Below are 15422 nucleotides of genomic sequence, written 5' to 3'. Positions count from 1 at the left end.
GGGATTCCTCTCTGGCAGAAGCAACGAGGGGCGGGAGCCGGAATGCACCGGTCCCGCCCCTCGTCGCGAGGTCGTTCCGTCTTCGCCCGAGGCGCTTAGGCAGCAGCCTCGACCGGGACGATGTTCACGGTCTTGCGACCGCGCTTGGTGCCGAACTCGACCGCACCGGGAGCCAACGCGAACAGCGTGTCGTCCTTGCCGCGGCCGACGTTGACGCCGGGGTGGAACTTGGTGCCGCGCTGGCGGATCAGGATCTCGCCGGCCTTGACGACCTGACCGCCGAACCGCTTGACCCCGAGGTACTGGGGGTTCGAGTCACGGCCGTTGCGGGAGCTGGATGCGCCCTTCTTGTGTGCCATGGCTAGTCAGATCCTCACTTACCGGTGATGCCGGTGACCTCGACGCGGGTCAGCTTCTGGCGGTGACCCTGGCGCTTGTGGTAGCCGGTCTTGTTCTTGAACTTGTGGATGCGGATCTTGGGACCCTTGGTCTGCTCGACGACCTTGCCGGTCACCGAGATCTTCGCCAGGGCGTCGGCGTCGGAAGTGACGTCGGAGCCGTCCACAACGAGGAGCGGCGCCGCGAAGGTGATCTCGGTGTCCGGCTCGCCTTCGAGCTTCTCGACCTCGATGACGTCGCCGACAGCCACCTTGTACTGCTTGCCGCCGGTCTTGACGATCGCGTACATCGGGACGGAAGTCTCCTGCTACTCGACGGGACGGGATCGCGCGCGCCTCGGCTGCACTGGTAACGAGCACGCTGGGCTTCACGCGACAGGGCCCACCGGACGGCGGGCCGCGTATCAGGTTACGTGGCGGTGGACGGGGTGGTCAAACCGGGGTGCCCCAACCGCGTTCCCGCTGGTCACGGGCGGCAGGGCGGAGGTGGCCCGCACGCGGCGAACCGCTGCCCGGCCTGTCCGGGCAGCGGTTCGCGGCGTGGTGGATCAGCCCTCCTTGACCGCGCCCAGGGGCGGGCCGGCGGGCCGGGAGGCGGCGCGGCGGGCCGGGCGGCGACGCGTGGTGGTCACCACCGGGGCCGCGGGCTCCGGGGTCCGGCCGTTGAGCGGCTGCTCGGCCGCGGGCTCCGCCTGGGCGGGCTCGGGCTGGGCAGCGGACTCCGGCTGGGCGGCGGGCTCGGCGGACCGAGCCTGCCCGGCGGGCTCGGGCTGCGCCTGGGCGGCGGGCTCGGGCTGCGCGGCGGGCTCCGGCTGGGCCTGGGCGGCGGGCTCGGCCGGCTGGGCCGAGACCGGGGCGGTGGCCTGCTCCGGCCGGGTCACCGGGGTGCCGGATCCGGACTGGGCCGGCTCGGCCTGACCCGACTGCGCCTGACCGGACTGGGCCTGCTGCGACTGGGCCTGCTCCGACTGGAACTGGCTCGGCGCGGCGGAACCCGACTCGGCCTGGGCCGGCGCGGGCTCGGCTTGCGCGGGCTGGGCCGGCACGGTGCGGCCGGACCGGGTCCGGCTCCGTGCGGACCCCGCCGACTGCGCCCGACCCGGCTCACCCGACTCCGGCCGGGCGGACGCCGACCGGCCCGGCTCCGACTGCGCCGACCCGGCCTCGGCGGGCCGGGGCTGCTCGGTGGGCGCGGCCGGGGTGTCGGCCGTGCCTTCGGACACCGCTTCGGGCGCGGCTTCGGCGGTCGGCTCGGTGGCCGGCTCGTCGCCGTGCTTGACGACGGCCCCGGCCTCGCGGCGGGCGCGGCGGCGTTGGCGGCGTTCGCGCTTCGGGGTCTCCGGCGCCGCCTCCTCCTCGACCACGGCGGCCACCGGGTCCTCCGAGGTCGGCTGCTCGGCGATCGCCTCGGGCTCCTCCGTCGGCTCCACGGTCGGCTCGGCCACCGGCTCCGGCACGTCGACCTGCTTGCCGCGGCGCGACTTGCGGCCGCCGCCCTGCTGCTGTTGCTGCGACTGGCCGCCGTTGCCGTTGCCGTGCGCGTGCATCGGCTCCGTGGTCACGACCAGGCCACGCCCGCGGCAGTGCTCGCAGGTGGTCGAGAACGCCTCCAGCAGGCCCGTGCCGACCCGCTTGCGCGTCATCTGCACCAGGCCCAGCGACGTCACCTCCGCCACCTGGTGGCGCGTGCGGTCGCGGCCGAGGCACTCGGTCAGCCGGCGCAGCACCAGGTCGCGGTTGGACTCCAGCACCATGTCGATGAAGTCGATGACGATGATGCCGCCGATGTCGCGCAACCGGAGCTGGCGGACGATCTCCTCGGCCGCCTCCAGGTTGTTCCGCGTCACCGTCTCCTCGAGATTTCCACCCGATCCGGTGAACTTGCCGGTGTTGACGTCGATGACCGTCATCGCCTCGGTGCGGTCGATGACCAGGTAGCCGCCCGACGGCAGCCAGACCTTGCGGTCCAGCGCCTTGAGCAGCTGCTCGTCGATGCGGTACTCGGTGAACGCGTCGCTGGTGCCCACGTGCTTGCGCAACCGGTCCTGGAGGTCGGGCGCCACGTGCCGCACGTAGGCGTCGATGGTCTCCCACGCGTCCGAGCCCTGGACGATGAGCGCGGAGAAGTCCTCGGTGAACAGGTCGCGCACGACCTTGACCAGCAGGTCCGGCTCTTCGTACAGCAGCTGCGGGGCCTGGGCCTTGGGCGCGTCGGCCTTCTCCTTGATGACCTGCCACTGCGCCTGCAGGCGGGTCACGTCGCGGGCCAGCTCCTCCTCGGCGATGCCCTCCGAGGCGGTGCGGATGATGACGCCCGCGTCCTCGGGGACGACGCGCTTGAGGATGTCCTTGAGGCGCTTGCGCTCGTTGTCGGGCAGCTTGCGGCTGATGCCGGTCGCGCCGCCGCCGGGCACGTACACCAGGAAGCGGCCGGGCAGGCTGATCTGGGTGGTGAGCCGCGCGCCCTTGTGGCCGACCGGGTCCTTGGTGACCTGCACCAGCACGCTGTCGCCGGTGGACAGGGCCTGCTCGATCTTGCGGGCCTTGCCCTCCAGGCCGGCCGCGTCCCAGTCGACCTCGCCCGCGTACAGCACCGCGTTGCGGCCCCGGCCGATGTCGATGAACGCCGCCTCCATCGAGGGCAGCACGTTCTGCACCCGGCCGAGGTAGACGTTGCCGACCAGCGAGCCGCTGCCCGACGAGGTCACGAAGTGCTCGACCAGGACGCCGTCCTCCAGCACGCCGATCTGCGTGCGGTCGCCGCGCTCGCGCACCACCATCGTGCGCTCGACGGCCTCGCGGCGGGCCAGGAACTCGGCCTCGGACAGCACGGGGGCGCGGCGGCGACCGGCCTCGCGGCCGTCCCGGCGGCGCTGGCGCTTGGCCTCGAGCCGGGTCGAGCCGCGCACGCTGCGCACCTCGTTCTGCGCGGCCTCGGAGTCGGCCTTGTCGTCGCGGGCGTCGCGGGCGGGCTCCCGGACGTGCACGACCGTGTTCGGCGGGTCGTCCTCGTTCGGCGCGGCCTCTTCGTCCGCGCCGGTCTTGCGGCGACGGCGACGCCGACGGCGGCGGCTGCCCGTGCCCTCGTCCTCGGCGGCGGTCTCGTCGGCGGTCTCGGCCTCGGCCTCGGCGGCCTCCGCCGGCTCCTCGACCTGCTCCTCCTCGCCGTTGTCCTCGCCCACGCCCTTGCCGCGGCCGCGGCCACGCCGGCCACGACGACGGCGGCGGCGGCCTTCGCCCTCGTCGCCGGCGTCGTCGGCGCCCGCGTGCTCCTCCGCGTCGTCCTCGTGCTCGTCGAGGTCGTCGTCGCGGCTCACCGGGGTCTGGGCGGCCACCGGGGTCGGCGGCAGGAAGACCGCCGACGGCGGGGCGAACAGCGGCACCAGCGGCGCGACCTCGCGGGCCACCGCCACCGGTTCCTCGGTCTGCTCGTCCACCTCGCCGGTGACGATGTCGTCCCAGTTCAGCAGGCTTTCGGCGACCTTGAGCGCGAGGTCGCGGCTCACGCTGGACTGCGCGCCCTTCACCGTCTCGCCGAGGTCGGCGAGGGCCGCCACGACGTCCTTGCTGCTCGCGCCGAGCAGCTTGGCCAGCGCGTGCACCCGCAGCTTCGCGGGCAGGTCGGCCAGATCCGGGTGTGCGGATGTGGCGCTACCCCCGCCGGCGGCGCCGGCAGGCTTTTCCGTGTTCGACAATGCAGCTCCTCCGCCCCCGGGCGCGTCCCAACCGACGCGGCCGCGCAGGGGCCTCTCTTGTCCACTCACCGCCGCGGCTGGCGGCGGGAATCCTTGCCTCGCGCTGTGGCGCCCGCCCGTGGGGCACGCGGCACAGCAGGTCCGGTAACACTGGTCGACGACGCCGTCAGCGCCGCTCCGCACCGCGCGATCAGACCTCCGCCGCCCTGTCCGGGGCGAGCGGGTCGACCAGGCGGCCTTCCTCGTCCAGCCGCCCCTGCGCCATCCGGGTCGCCTTCGCGGGCACCGGCGGAACCAGGTCGGCGACGACTCGGAGCGCGCTCAGCACGTCGTCGGGTCTCACGGTAGGGGTTGTCTGCCGTACGACCGTCATGAGTATCCCATACGGCTGTGACAAATCCCGTGCATCGTGTCCGGCGTCGCTCGAATGCACGCCGACCTGCGCCTCGACCGCGGCCGACACGATCGCCGGCCGCACGTCCACGATCTTCTTCCCGTCCTTGGTCAGCCGCTCGACCTCGACCGACCCGGACCCCATCAACGCGGTCACGGCGTCGGCGAGCCGCTCCGGCGGCACACCGGGCAGCTCGACCCGCCAGGCGCTCGCCTCGATGCGCTCGGGCAGCGCCCCGCCGGCCGCCTGGACCACCTCGAGCACGTCCAGGCCGGGCGGCAGCACGGCGTCCAGCGCGGTCCGCAGCGCCTCCGGGTCGACCGGGTCGACCACCTGCACCTCGAGGTACTCGGCCTCGCTCGCCACCCCGGTGGGCGCCGCGCCGACCCAGGACACCTTCGGGTGAGGGTTGAAGCCCTGGGAGTAGGCCATGGGGACACCTGCCCGGCGCAACGCACGCTCGAACGTGCGTGCGATGTCACGGTGTGACGTGAACCGCAGCCGACCGCGTTTGGCATAGCGCAGACGCAGCTTCTGCACAGGTGCGGCCGACGGGTTGGGCTGCTGCTGGCGGCTCAGTGCTACTCCCCTGGGGTGCCCGGGTGGGCCGCGGCGGGGTGAGCACCCCGACGGTCCACGCTCCTAGTCCACGAGGACGGTACCTTGGACCTGTTCGGCAGCGTTGCGCTTGTCTGCTCCGCCCCGCCTGGCTACCGTCCGGCACCAGCAGCCCCGACCGGTACAGCCCTGGAGGTCCCCCGTGCCTCTGCACCGCCGCGTCCAAGCGGTCGCGGTCAGCGCGGCGCTGCTCGCGACCGGCTGCCTGCCGTTGGCCGCCCCGGCGGCCGCGGCCGAGCCCGGGTCGCCGGTGACCGCGGCGGACTGCGTCCAGCCCGGCCCGACGCTGCGCTACCTGATCGTCTTCACCCCCGGCACGAGCGCGCCGCTGGCCGAGGCGGAGATCGCCGCCGCGTGCGGCGCGACCGCCCACTACTACCCGCAGATCGCGGTGGCCGTGGCCACCTCGCCCGACCCCGCGTTCGGCCGGCGCATCGGTCCGCACCGGGCGTACAGCGCGCAGCTCGACGGCCTGTCCAAGCGCACCGGCGCGCCCGCCCGGAAGAAGAAGGACGACGAGGCGGGCGGCGCGCGCGCCGAGCAGGCGCCGGTGGACCGCACGGCCGAGCAGTGGGACATGGACCTGATCCGGGCGGCCGAGGCGCACGCGGTGAGCACCGGCAGCCGGGACGTGGTGGTGGGCGTGCTCGACTCGGGCATCGACCCGACGCACCCGGACCTCGTCGGCGCGCTGGACCCGGCGTTGTCGGCCGGCTGCACGACCGGGGTGGCGGACCCGTCGCCCGCGGCGTGGTCCCCGACGACGTCCGGGCACGGCACGCACGTGGCGGGCACGATCGCGGCGGCCGACGACGGCCGGGGCACGACGGGCGTCGCGCCGGGCGTGCGGATCGCGTCGGTGAAGGTCGTGGACGACGCCGGGTTCATCTACCCCGAGTACGCGGTGTGCGGGTTCATGTGGGCCGCCGAACGGGGCATGACGATCACCAACAACAGCTACTTCATCGACCCCTGGGTGTTCACCTGCCAGGACCAGCAGGGCCAGTCCGTGGTCTACGAGGCGGTGCGGCGGGCGGTCGAGCACGCGTCCGCGCGGGGCGTGCTGACGGTGGCGGCGGCGGGCAACGCGGCCGTCGACCTGACCAAGCCGGGCCGGGACGCGGTGAGCCCGACCAACGCCGCGCCGGAGGACGTCCGGCCGCGGCCGGTGGACAACTCGTGCCTGGTGCTGCCGGCGCAGCTGCGCAACGTGGTGGCGGTGTCGTCGGTGGGCGCGAACAAGGTCAAGGCCGGGTACAGCTCCTACGGGCTGGGCGCGGTGGACGTGACCGCGCCGGGCGGCGACCGCCGGCAGGCCCCGGACGACGGGCGGGGCTCGTGCGTGCTGTCGACCGTGCCGGCCGCCGGGTACGACTACTCGTGCGGCACGTCGATGGCCGCGCCGCACGTGTCCGGGGTGGCGGCGCTGCTCGCGTCCACGCACCCCGAGGCCGGTCCCGGGGACCTGACCCGCATGCTGAACGCGCAGGCGGAGACGCTGCCGTGCCCGGCGGACTACGACCTCAACGGCACGGGGGCGCAGGACGCCTACTGCACCGGGTACTCGGAGTACAACGGCTTCTACGGGCACGGCATGGTCGACGCGCTCGCCGCCGTGCGGGAGTAGAGGGGCGGACTCGCGCCCACGCGCGGATCCGCCCCCGATCGCCTACGGGAATCCGCAGGTCAACACCCCGGTCAGGGCTTCGCCAACGCCGGGTTGCGCACCGGGGAGCCCTTGCCGACCGGCGAGATCGGCAGCAGGGTCCGGCCGGTGGGCCCGACCTCGATGTCGGTGCCCATCGCCGGGCACACACCGCAGTCGAAGCACGGCGTCCAGCGGCAGTCGTCCTGCTCGCGCTCGTCGAGCGCGTCCTGCCAGTCCGCCCAGAGCCACTCCTTGTCGAGCCCCGAGTCGAGGTGGTCCCAGGGCAGGACCTCCAGCTCCTCGCGCTCGCGCGTGGTGAACCACGCCAGGTCGACGCCCAGCGGGGTCAGCTCGGCCTCGGCGGCCTGGACCCAGCGGTCGTAGGAGAAGTGCTCGGACCAGCCGTCGAACCGGCCGCCCTCGCGCCACACGCGCTCGATGACGAGGCCGACGCGCCGGTCGCCGCGCGAGAGCAGCCCTTCGATGAGCGACGGCTTGCCGTCGTGGTAGCGCATGCCGATGTTGCGGCCCAGCGCCCGGTCGGAGTTCACCGCCTCGCGCAGCTTGCGCAGCCGCTCGTCCACCGTGTCCGGGTCGCACTGCGAGGCCCACTGGAACGGGGTGTGCGGCTTGGGCACGAACCCGCCGATGGAGATCGTGCAGCGGATGTCCTTGCGACCGGACACCTCGCGGCCCGCGCGGATGACGTTCTTGGCCATCTCCGCGATCTGGAGCACGTCGTCGTCGGTCTCGGTGGGCAGGCCGCACATGAAGTACAGCTTCACCTGCCGCCAGCCCGCGGCGAACGCCGCGCTGACCGTGCGGATCAGGTCCTCCTCCGACACCATCTTGTTGATCACGCGCCGGATGCGCTCGCTGCCGCCCTCGGGGGCGAACGTGAGGCCCGACCGGCGGCCGTTGCGGGACAGCTCGTTGGCCAGGTCGATGTTGAACGCGTCCACCCGCGTCGAGGGCAGCGACAGGCTGGTGTTCGTGCCCTCGTAGCGGTCGGCCAGGCCCTTGGTGATCTCGGCGATCTCGGAGTGGTCCGCGCTGGACAGCGACAGCAGGCCGACCTCTTCGAACCCGGTCGCCTCCAGGCCGCGCTGCACCATCGCGCCGATGCCCTCGATGGACCGCTCGCGCACCGGGCGGGTGATCATGCCGGCCTGGCAGAAGCGGCAGCCGCGCGTGCAGCCGCGGAAGATCTCCACGCTCATCCGCTCGTGCACGCTCTCCGCGAGCGGCACCAGCGGCTGCTTCGGGTAGGGCCACGCGTCGAGGTCCATCGTGGTCCGCTTGAACACCCGGTACGGCACGCGCTCGCGGTTGGGCACCACGCGCTGGATGCGGCCGTCGGGCAGGTACTCGACGTCGTAGAACCGCGGCACGTAGACGCCGCCGGTCTCGGCGAGCCTGGTCAGGATCTCGTCGCGGCCGCCGGGGCGGCCCTCGGCCTTCCACGCGCGGACGAGGTCGGTGATCTCCAGGACGGCTTCCTCGCCGTCGCCGAGCACGGCCGCGTCCACGAACGGCGAGATCGGCTCCGGGTTGAACGCCGCGTGCCCACCGGCCACCACGATCGGGTGATCCTCGGTGCGGTCGGCGGCGTGGATCGGGATGCCGGCCAGGTCGAGCGCGTTGAGCAGGTTCGTGTAGCCCAGCTCGGTGGCGAAGCTGACGCCGAGCAGGTCGAACGCGCCGACGGGCCGGTGCGCGTCGACGGTGAACTGGGGGACGCCGTGCTCGCGCATCAGCCGTTCGAGGTCGGGCCACACCGCGTAGGTGCGCTCGGCCAGCACGTCCGGCTGCTCGTTGAGGACCTCGTACAGGATCATGACGCCCTGGTTGGGCAGCCCGACCTCGTAGGCGTCGGGGTACATCAGCGCCCACCGCACCGCGGCGGCGTCCCAGTCCTTCACGGTGGCGTTGAGTTCCCCGCCGACGTATTGCACCGGCTTGGAGACCCTCGGCAGCAGGGGTTCCAGGGCGGGGAAGACCGACTCGACACTCACGCGACCAGGGTAACGGCAGCGCCGGCGCGAGTCAGAACAACGGTCCGGTGATGGTGAGGCCGAGTTCGGACCCCGGGCCCGCGTACAGGCCGAAGAACATGAGCGCGCCGCCGGCGAGCGCGAGGTCCTTGTTGAACTGGATCATCTCGACCTGCCGGTTCTGCGGGTCGGTCTCCTTCCAGAACGCGTGCATGAGGAACGCCGTGGGCAGCAGGAACAGCACCAGCAGCAGCGCGCCGAGGTCCGCCCACACGCCCAGGAGCAGCATCAACCCGCCGACGGCCATGAGCACGCCGCTGCCGAACGTGGCGGCTTTGGGCGACGGGACGCCCTTGGACGCGGCGTAGCCGGCCATGGCCTCGGTCTGGGTCATGTGGCCGAAGGCGGAGCCGAAGAACAGGAACACGAACAGGATGCGGCCGATGAGTGCGATGACGTCCATGACGACCTCCGGTGCTCGGGGTTCGTCCAGTGTTCAACCGGCTCAGGTCAGCAGCAACTTGCCGAGCCTGCGGGCCGCCAGGGCCACCCCGACGACCGCCATGACCAGGAAGTACGCGACGTGCCCGAGCGCGTCCCAGCCGACGTGCCCGGTGGTCAGGTCCCTCATCAGCTCGATCGCGTGGTACAGCGGGGTGCACTGGACCACCGCCCGCAACCAGCCGGGGTAGACCGACAGCGGGTAGAACGTGGTCGAGAACAGGAACAGCGGCATCACCGCGAGCTGCACCAGGTCGAAGTCGTGCCACGAGCGCAGGAACGTGGCCGCGGCCATGCCGACCGCCGCGAACCCCAGCGCGACCAGCAGGCACGCGGGCAGCGCCAGCAGCGCCCACGGCGAGCCGACGAGCCCGAACCCGAGCATGACCACGAGGAACCCGCCCGAGTACAGGCCGCCGCGGATGAGGCACCACGCCGCCTCGCCGACCGCGATGTCGACCGGGCCGAGCGGGGTGGCCAGCACCGCGTCGTAGACCTTCGCGTGCTTGAACTTGAAGAACAGGTTGAAGGTGGCCTCGTACACCGCGCCGTTCATCGCCGACGCGGCCAGCAGGGCGGGCGCGACGAACGCGGCGTACGGCACCGGCCCGTCGGGTCCCTCGACGGTGGTGACGAGCTGCCCGAGGCCGTAGCCGAGGGAGAACAGGAAGAACAGCGGCTCGGCGAACCCGGACACCACCTGCAGCCAGACCCGCCTGCTGACCAGGTAGGAGCGCTCGACCAGGACGTGCGAGCGGCCCGCGTACAGGCCGGGCGGAACGACCCGCAGCAGCAGCCCGGTGCCGGGGCGCGACGGGGCCGGGGCGGGCGGGCGCGTGGCGGTCTCGTGCCTCATCCGGCCAGCCTCCGGCGGAAGTAGCGGCGACCCAGCACGACACCGAGCACGACCAGGGCGGACAGGTACGCCACGTGGCCCAGGGCGGGCAGCGGGCGCAGGGTGCCGAACGTCGCGCCGCGGGCCAGCTCGATGCCGTGCCAGACCGGGGTGGGCCAGGCCAGCGGGCGCAGCCAGCCGGGCAGCTGGTCCAGCGGGAAGAACGCGCCGGTGAACAGGGTCATCGGCGTCACCAGGAAGCGGAGGAGGGCGCTGAACGAGTCGGGTTTCGACCTGGTCGCGGTGTAGGCGACCGTGAGCGCGCTGAACGCCATGCCGGCCAGCACGGCGAACGGCACGGCCAGCAGCGCGGCCGGACTGGTGATCGCGCCCAGGGCGGCGGCGATGAGCAGGAACACGGCCGCGCCGGACGCCAGCCGCAGCGCGATCCACAGCAGTTGGCCGTGGAGCACCTGGGCGGGCGTGACCGGGGTGGCCGTCACGGCCAGGTACGTGCGCTGCCACTGGAAGGACGAGAACACCACCCAGGTGGACTCGAACACGGCGTTCTGCACGGCGGTCAGCACCATCAGCGCGGGCGCCAGGTACACCAGGTACGGGTGGCCGCCGGTGGCTTCGCCCACCCGGACCTGCGAGCCGAAGCCGACGCCCATCGCGAGCAGGAACAGCACGGGCTGCAGGAAGTTGGAGATGACCGTGGCCCGCCAGTTGCGGCGGTACCAGGTCCAGTGGTGCTCGACCGCGATGAGCGCGGCGCGCCAGGGTCCGACGACGTGGGCGCTCATCTCAGTCCACCAACGTCCGGCCGGTCAGGCGCAGGAACACGTCCTCCAGCGTGCTGCGGCGCACCAGGCCGGACACCGGCCGCACGCCCCGCGCGTGCGCCGCGGACAGCGCCGCCTCGCCGTCGGCGGTGTAGAGCAGCACCCGGTCCGGCAGCACCTCGACCCGGTCGGCCAGGTCGCGCACCTCGGCGGCGCTCTGCTCGCCGGGCGGGAAGCGCAGCTCCAGCACCTCCCTGGTCGAGTAGCGGCGGATCAGCTCCGCCGGCGACCCCTCGGCCACGATCCGGCCGCCGTCCATCACCACGAGCCGGTCGCACAGCTGCTCGGCCTCGTCCATGTAGTGCGTGGTGATGATGAGCGTGACGCCGGACTGCTTGAGCCGGAACAGCCGGTCCCACAGCAGGTGGCGGGCCTGCGGGTCCAGGCCCGTGGTCGGCTCGTCGAGCAGGAGCAGCTCGGGGTCGTTGACCAGCGAGCGGGCGATGGTGAGCCGCCGCTTCATGCCGCCCGACAGGGGCTCCACCTCGGCGTCGGCGCGGTCGGTGAGCTGGGCGAACTCCATCAACTCCACGGCGCGCTCCCGCACCGCCGCCCGGGACAGGCCGAAGTAGCGGCCGTACACCTGGAGGTTCTGCCGGACGGTCAGCTCGGTGTCGAGGTTGTCCTGCTGCGGCACCACGCCCAGGCGGGCGCGGATGCGGGGGCCGTCGGTGTCCGGGTCCAGGCCCAGCACGCGCAGCTCGCCGCCCGTGCGCGGCGACACGCACGACACCATCCGCATGGTCGAGGACTTGCCCGCGCCGTTGGGGCCGAGGAAGCCGAACGCCTCGCCCCGGCGCACCTCGACGTCGATGCCCCGGACGGCTTCGAACGAGCCGAAGTGCTTGGTCAGGCCCTGGGCGTGGACGAGGGTGGGGGTCACGTGCGTCACGGTAGCGACGGCGTCCGACATTCCCGGAGCCGTTTTAGGGTTGGGGCCGTGGAGATCCAGCTCAGCAAGCCCGCGGTGGCCGACGAACGGCTTCGGGCCGAAGTGCACGAGGTGCTGCACGCCGTGGTGGCCGCCGGGGGCGCGATCGGCTGGCAGGCGCCGCCGTCGCGGGCGGACACCGACGCGTGGCTGGACACCGTGTTCGCCTCCCCGCGCGACGGCGCGCTCGTCGTGGCGCGGGTGGACGGCGTGCTGCGCGGCACGGCGACGTGGCGGCGCTCCGAGAGCGAGGTGTTCCGGCACATGGCCGAGGTGCGGCGGGTGACCGCGCACCCGGCGGCGCGAGGGCTCGGGTTGGGCGCGCGGCTGGTGCGCGCGGTGGTGGAGGACGCCCGCGCGGCGGGGCTGGAGATGCTGACGCTGGGCGTGCGCGGCAACAACCACGGCGCGATCCGGCTCTACGAGAGCCTCGGCTTCCGCGAGTGGGGCCGGCTGCCGAACGTGATCGCGGTGGGCGACGTGCGGTTCGACGACGTCCGCATGTACCTGCCCCTGGGCTACCCGGACGGGGTGGTGCTGCACGGCTCGGCGCCGGGCGGCCTCGGCTCGTCCCCGGCGCGCGTGCCGGCGGGCTCGTAGCACGACGGCCCGGACCCGCGCGGGGTCCGGGCCGTCGTGGCGGTCGGCTCAGAGGTTCGGGAACCAGAGCTTGATCTCGCGCTCGGCCGACTCCGGCGAGTCCGAGCCGTGGACCAGGTTGAACTGGACCTCCAGCCCGAAGTCGCCGCGGATCGTGCCGGGGGTGGCCTTCTCGACCGGGTCGGTGCCGCCGGCGAGCTGGCGGAACGCCGAGATCGCGCGGGAGCCCTCCACCACCAGGGCGACCAGCGGGCCGCCGGTGATGAACTCGACCAGGTCCTGGTAGAACGGCTTGCCGTCGTGCTCGGCGTAGTGCTGCTCGGCCGTCGCGCGGTCCACGACGCGCAGCTCCAGCGCGGCCAGCTTCAGGCCCTTGCGCTCGATGCGGGAGATGACCTCGCCGACCAGGCCGCGGCTGACGCCGTCGGGCTTGACCAGGACCAGGGTGCGCTCGCTCACGGCGGTCGGTGCTCCTTACGTACGGGGTGATGCGACTCGGTCAAGGGTAACCGGAGGGGCGGCGGCGTCCGCCGTGACCACCGCCGGGGCCGGGCCGCCCGGTCAGCTCTGGTGGACCAGCCGGTCCGGCGCCGCGCCGGTGCTGAGCCACGTCCGGGCGAGCTTGGCCGCCGCGGCGCGGAACACGCCGTCGCGGTTGCCGTCGTCGGGCGCGATGACCTCGGACCGCTTGTCCAGCACCAGGTACCGGTGCGCGCCGCCGTCGGTGTGGAACCGGTAGCGCGCCTCGGCCTCGGTCTCGCTCTCCTTGTCCAGGTAGACGAGCATCGCCAACGCGATCACCTCCAGGGCTCGCTGTAGTCCTCGTTGGACGCGGGCGGGACCTGCGTCTCCCACCGCGACACGTCGTTGGCGGCCGCGTGGGCCTCGCGGTACGAGGCGTTCGGGTTCTGCTGCCAGTATCGCGCCTCGGCCAACTCGTGCTCGAGCAGGGCGATGTCCGACGGTTGCGCCCGGCCCGCGCGCAGCCGCAGCCACGCCTCCGCCATGTCGGGGTTGGGGTCGAAGCGGGCCATCACCGTGCCGCCGTCGACGCCCTCCAGCGGGTGCAGGTCCTCGAACACGTGGTTCTTGATCTGCTCGATCTCGGCCCGGGTGAACCCCGTCCCGCCGCCGACCCGCGGCACGTCGGCCACGTGGCCCGCCACGTCGTCGATGTCGTCGGACCCGCGGATCGACTGGTAGGCGTTCTCCGACCAGCGGTCGATGCGGTCGTAGGCGCGCAGCGACCCGTCGTCCACCGGCCGCGCGCCGCCGGTCTGGCCGGGGCGGGGCAGCTCGTCGCCGGACCGGGCCGGGGCCTTGAGGTCGTCGAGGACCTTGCGCACCTTGCCGAACACGTCGCCGAGCTTGCGCAGCAGCGGGACGAGCTTGCCGATCGTGCGCACGAGCTTCTTGAGGATGTCGCCGATCTTCGCGGCCCACCGCGCCACCGCCGCGGACGCCTGCGCGGCCACGACGGGCGTCGCCAGGCCGAGGGTGAACGCGACCTCCAGCGCCCACGAGATCAGCCGGCCGACGAGGTCCGCGATGAGGTCGCGCACGACCTCGCGCACCACGGCGACCACGACGCCCGCCATCTCGACCGCCGAGCCGAACCCGTCCGCGGCGGTGGACGCGCCGCCGAGCACGTCGGCGTTGTTCTTCGCCACGGCCCGGTAGGCGTCGCCCGCCTGCCCGACCCACCCGGCGGTGTCGGCCGCCACGTCGCGCGAATAGTCGTCCCGCACGTCGGCCACGGCCTTCGCCACGTTCTTCCACGTGGCGGCGTGCGACGCGACGAGGTCCGCGTTGCCCGCGAGCCAGTCCAGCGCGTCGGACAGCGGCTTGACGTGCTCGATCAGCCACGACACGCCCGCCGACAGCAGGGAGCCGAGCGGGTCCACGACGAAGCTGAGCGCCTCCAGGCCGGCGCCCGCGACGCCCAGGCCGATGTCGACCCAGCTCCCGCTCTCGATGCCGTCCTTGACGTCGGCGGCCGACTCGGCGATCCCGATGCCGGAGTACCACCGGGTGCTGTCCTGCACCGGCGCGATCAACGGGTTCCCGCCGGCGGTCACCGCAGGCTCCCGAACATGACGGCCGCGTCGTCCTCGCGCTGCTCGTACTCGTCGGCGGTGTACCGCACGTTGGTGGCGGTGTCGGCCAGGCCCTTGGTGCCCGCCGTCAACGCCTCGCTCGCCTGGTCCTCGATGTCGCGCATGACGGCCGGCAGGAACTGGCACAGCTGCCCGTAGGCGCCGTCGGCCATGCCGACCGCCCGCGCCGCGTGCACCGCCTCGCCCAACCGCTCGGCCAACGCGTCCAGCTTGGCCGCGTGCGCCCGCAGCTCGCCGGGTAGAGCCTCGTAACCGGTCATGCCGTCCCCTCACGCAAGGTACGAGTCACCGCTGAAGTCGTCGTCGTCCCGCCGCCGCGTGCGCGGCGGGGGCGGGGGCGCGTCCCCGAAGCGGTCGCGGTAGGCGTCCACCACCATGCGGCGCGTGTCGGGCAGGTCGTCGCCCACCTCCGCCTCGGTCGCCGCCCGCACCTCGCCGGCGATCCGGGCGCGGGCCGCGTTCAGGGTGGCCATGACCAGCGGCCCCAGCTCCTCCGGCCGGACCGCGGCGGCCCGGTCGGTGAACCGGACGTCCACCGGGCCCCCGGTGGCGTCGACGGTCACGGTGACCGCGCCGTTCGCGCTGGTCTCCGTCACCCGGATCCGGTCGACCCGGTCGCGCAACGCCTGCAGGCGATCGGCCCGGCCGCGCATGCCCTCGACCCAGTCGTCGATGCTGCGCTCGGCCTGACCGGGATCCCCGCTCAGCAGTCCTTCCCACCGCGGCTCCGCCATGCACGGGTTATATACGGCCGCGCCGGTCCCGACCACGGGAATGGCCGACTTTCCCCCCGAGCGGGTCCGGGAAAGCGCTCGGCGCGCAGGAGCGGGAGTGGTCCCGCGTCCT

At 73.3% G+C, this 15422-nt stretch carries 16 protein-coding genes; 2 read left to right on the top strand and 14 right to left on the bottom strand.

The genetic code is table 11. The features are described 5' to 3' along the window. Positions 1-95: 95 nt before the first annotated feature. The 4 genes from rpmA to ACWEFJ_RS04390 form a co-directional block, all read right to left on the bottom strand. Complete coding sequence (gene rpmA / locus ACWEFJ_RS04405; RefSeq protein ID WP_073889563.1) at positions 96-359, bottom strand: 50S ribosomal protein L27; 264 nt, start codon at positions 357-359, stop codon at positions 96-98. A gap of 14 nt (positions 360-373) precedes the next feature. Further along, positions 374-688 carry a 50S ribosomal protein L21 gene (gene rplU, locus ACWEFJ_RS04400; protein WP_378087198.1) on the bottom strand — a complete coding sequence of 105 codons (315 nt, stop codon included), beginning with the start codon at positions 686-688 and terminating at the stop codon, positions 374-376. A 258-nt stretch (positions 689-946) separates the two neighbouring features. Then, a complete protein-coding gene (locus ACWEFJ_RS04395; RefSeq protein WP_449712894.1) occupies positions 947-4093 on the bottom strand; it encodes a translation initiation factor IF-2 N-terminal domain-containing protein in 3147 nt (1048 codons plus the stop codon). Between the two features lie 190 nt (positions 4094-4283). After that, positions 4284-5027: a TIGR03936 family radical SAM-associated protein gene (locus ACWEFJ_RS04390; protein ID WP_378087194.1), complete on the bottom strand. Its 744-nt coding sequence runs from the start codon at positions 5025-5027 to the stop codon at positions 4284-4286. Positions 5028-5247: 220 nt separating this feature from the next. Between ACWEFJ_RS04390 and ACWEFJ_RS04385 the strand changes: the two genes are divergently transcribed. Beyond that, positions 5248-6732 (top strand): S8 family peptidase, encoded by a 1485-nt coding sequence (locus ACWEFJ_RS04385; RefSeq protein WP_378087192.1) that lies wholly within the window; start codon positions 5248-5250, stop codon positions 6730-6732. 71 nt (positions 6733-6803) lie between these two features. Here the strand turns inward: ACWEFJ_RS04385 and ACWEFJ_RS04380 are convergent, their stop codons facing one another. Genes ACWEFJ_RS04380 through ACWEFJ_RS04360 form a run of 5 tightly spaced genes read right to left on the bottom strand, consistent with a single transcriptional unit; the run spans position 6804 to position 11841 of the window. After that, positions 6804-8768, bottom strand: a complete 1965-nt coding sequence (locus ACWEFJ_RS04380; RefSeq protein ID WP_378087190.1) for a TIGR03960 family B12-binding radical SAM protein — start codon at positions 8766-8768, stop codon at positions 6804-6806. 31 nt (positions 8769-8799) lie between these two features. Then, the gene (locus ACWEFJ_RS04375; protein WP_378087188.1) at positions 8800-9210 is read right to left on the bottom strand and encodes a DoxX family protein; all 411 of its coding nucleotides are present in this window, start codon (positions 9208-9210) and stop codon (positions 8800-8802) included. 42 nt (positions 9211-9252) lie between these two features. After that, positions 9253-10104, bottom strand: a complete 852-nt coding sequence (locus tag ACWEFJ_RS04370) for an ABC transporter permease (protein ID WP_449712893.1) — start codon at positions 10102-10104, stop codon at positions 9253-9255. Continuing rightward, positions 10101-10889, bottom strand: coding sequence for an ABC transporter permease (locus tag ACWEFJ_RS04365; RefSeq protein ID WP_378087184.1), 789 nt, complete (start codon positions 10887-10889; stop codon positions 10101-10103). The genes ACWEFJ_RS04370 and ACWEFJ_RS04365 overlap by 4 nt, the downstream gene beginning before the upstream one ends. Before the next feature lies 1 nt (position 10890). Continuing rightward, positions 10891-11841 carry an ABC transporter ATP-binding protein gene (locus ACWEFJ_RS04360; RefSeq protein WP_378087182.1) on the bottom strand — a complete coding sequence of 317 codons (951 nt, stop codon included), beginning with the start codon at positions 11839-11841 and terminating at the stop codon, positions 10891-10893. A gap of 27 nt (positions 11842-11868) precedes the next feature. On the opposite strand from ACWEFJ_RS04360, the gene ACWEFJ_RS04355 reads away from it, so the two are divergent. Continuing rightward, on the top strand, positions 11869-12459 hold the full coding sequence (locus ACWEFJ_RS04355; RefSeq protein WP_378087180.1) for a GNAT family N-acetyltransferase: 591 nt from the start codon (positions 11869-11871) through the stop codon (positions 12457-12459). Positions 12460-12507: 48 nt separating this feature from the next. On the opposite strand, the gene ndk is transcribed toward ACWEFJ_RS04355, so the two are convergent. The 5 genes from ndk to ACWEFJ_RS04330 all read right to left on the bottom strand — a co-directional run bounded on the left by ndk (position 12508) and on the right by ACWEFJ_RS04330 (position 15310). After that, positions 12508-12918: a nucleoside-diphosphate kinase gene (ndk, locus tag ACWEFJ_RS04350; RefSeq protein ID WP_378087178.1), complete on the bottom strand. Its 411-nt coding sequence runs from the start codon at positions 12916-12918 to the stop codon at positions 12508-12510. Positions 12919-13020: 102 nt separating this feature from the next. Continuing rightward, on the bottom strand, positions 13021-13260 hold the full coding sequence (locus tag ACWEFJ_RS04345) for a hypothetical protein (RefSeq protein ID WP_378087177.1): 240 nt from the start codon (positions 13258-13260) through the stop codon (positions 13021-13023). After that, positions 13257-14537, bottom strand: a complete 1281-nt coding sequence (locus ACWEFJ_RS04340; RefSeq protein WP_378087175.1) for a WXG100 family type VII secretion target — start codon at positions 14535-14537, stop codon at positions 13257-13259. The genes ACWEFJ_RS04345 and ACWEFJ_RS04340 overlap by 4 nt, the downstream gene beginning before the upstream one ends. Continuing rightward, positions 14534-14836, bottom strand: coding sequence for a type VII secretion target (locus tag ACWEFJ_RS04335; protein WP_378087173.1), 303 nt, complete (start codon positions 14834-14836; stop codon positions 14534-14536). The genes ACWEFJ_RS04340 and ACWEFJ_RS04335 overlap by 4 nt, the downstream gene beginning before the upstream one ends. Before the next feature lie 9 nt (positions 14837-14845). After that, a complete protein-coding gene (locus ACWEFJ_RS04330) occupies positions 14846-15310 on the bottom strand; it encodes a YbaB/EbfC family nucleoid-associated protein (RefSeq protein WP_378087171.1) in 465 nt (154 codons plus the stop codon). Positions 15311-15422: the final 112 nt, after the last annotated feature.

Source organism: Actinosynnema sp. NPDC004786, from assembly GCF_053601135.1.
The sequence above is the reverse complement of the archived record's forward strand: the minus strand, read 5'-3'. Positions and strand labels throughout refer to the sequence as shown.

Excerpts from the sequence above, each read along its gene's own strand:
- ACWEFJ_RS04330 (WP_378087171.1), bottom strand. The coding sequence starts at position 15,310 with ATGGCGGAGCCGCGGTGGGAAGGACTGCTGAGCGGGGATCCCGGTCAG.
- rpmA (WP_073889563.1), bottom strand. The coding sequence starts at position 359 with ATGGCACACAAGAAGGGCGCATCCAGCTCCCGCAACGGCCGTGACTCG.
- ACWEFJ_RS04375 (WP_378087188.1), bottom strand. The coding sequence starts at position 9,210 with ATGGACGTCATCGCACTCATCGGCCGCATCCTGTTCGTGTTCCTGTTC.
- ACWEFJ_RS04335 (WP_378087173.1), bottom strand. The coding sequence starts at position 14,836 with ATGACCGGTTACGAGGCTCTACCCGGCGAGCTGCGGGCGCACGCGGCC.
- ACWEFJ_RS04365 (WP_378087184.1), bottom strand. The coding sequence starts at position 10,889 with ATGAGCGCCCACGTCGTCGGACCCTGGCGCGCCGCGCTCATCGCGGTC.
- ACWEFJ_RS04370 (WP_449712893.1), bottom strand. The coding sequence starts at position 10,104 with ATGAGGCACGAGACCGCCACGCGCCCGCCCGCCCCGGCCCCGTCGCGC.
- rplU (WP_378087198.1), bottom strand. The coding sequence starts at position 688 with ATGTACGCGATCGTCAAGACCGGCGGCAAGCAGTACAAGGTGGCTGTC.
- ACWEFJ_RS04360 (WP_378087182.1), bottom strand. The coding sequence starts at position 11,841 with ATGTCGGACGCCGTCGCTACCGTGACGCACGTGACCCCCACCCTCGTC.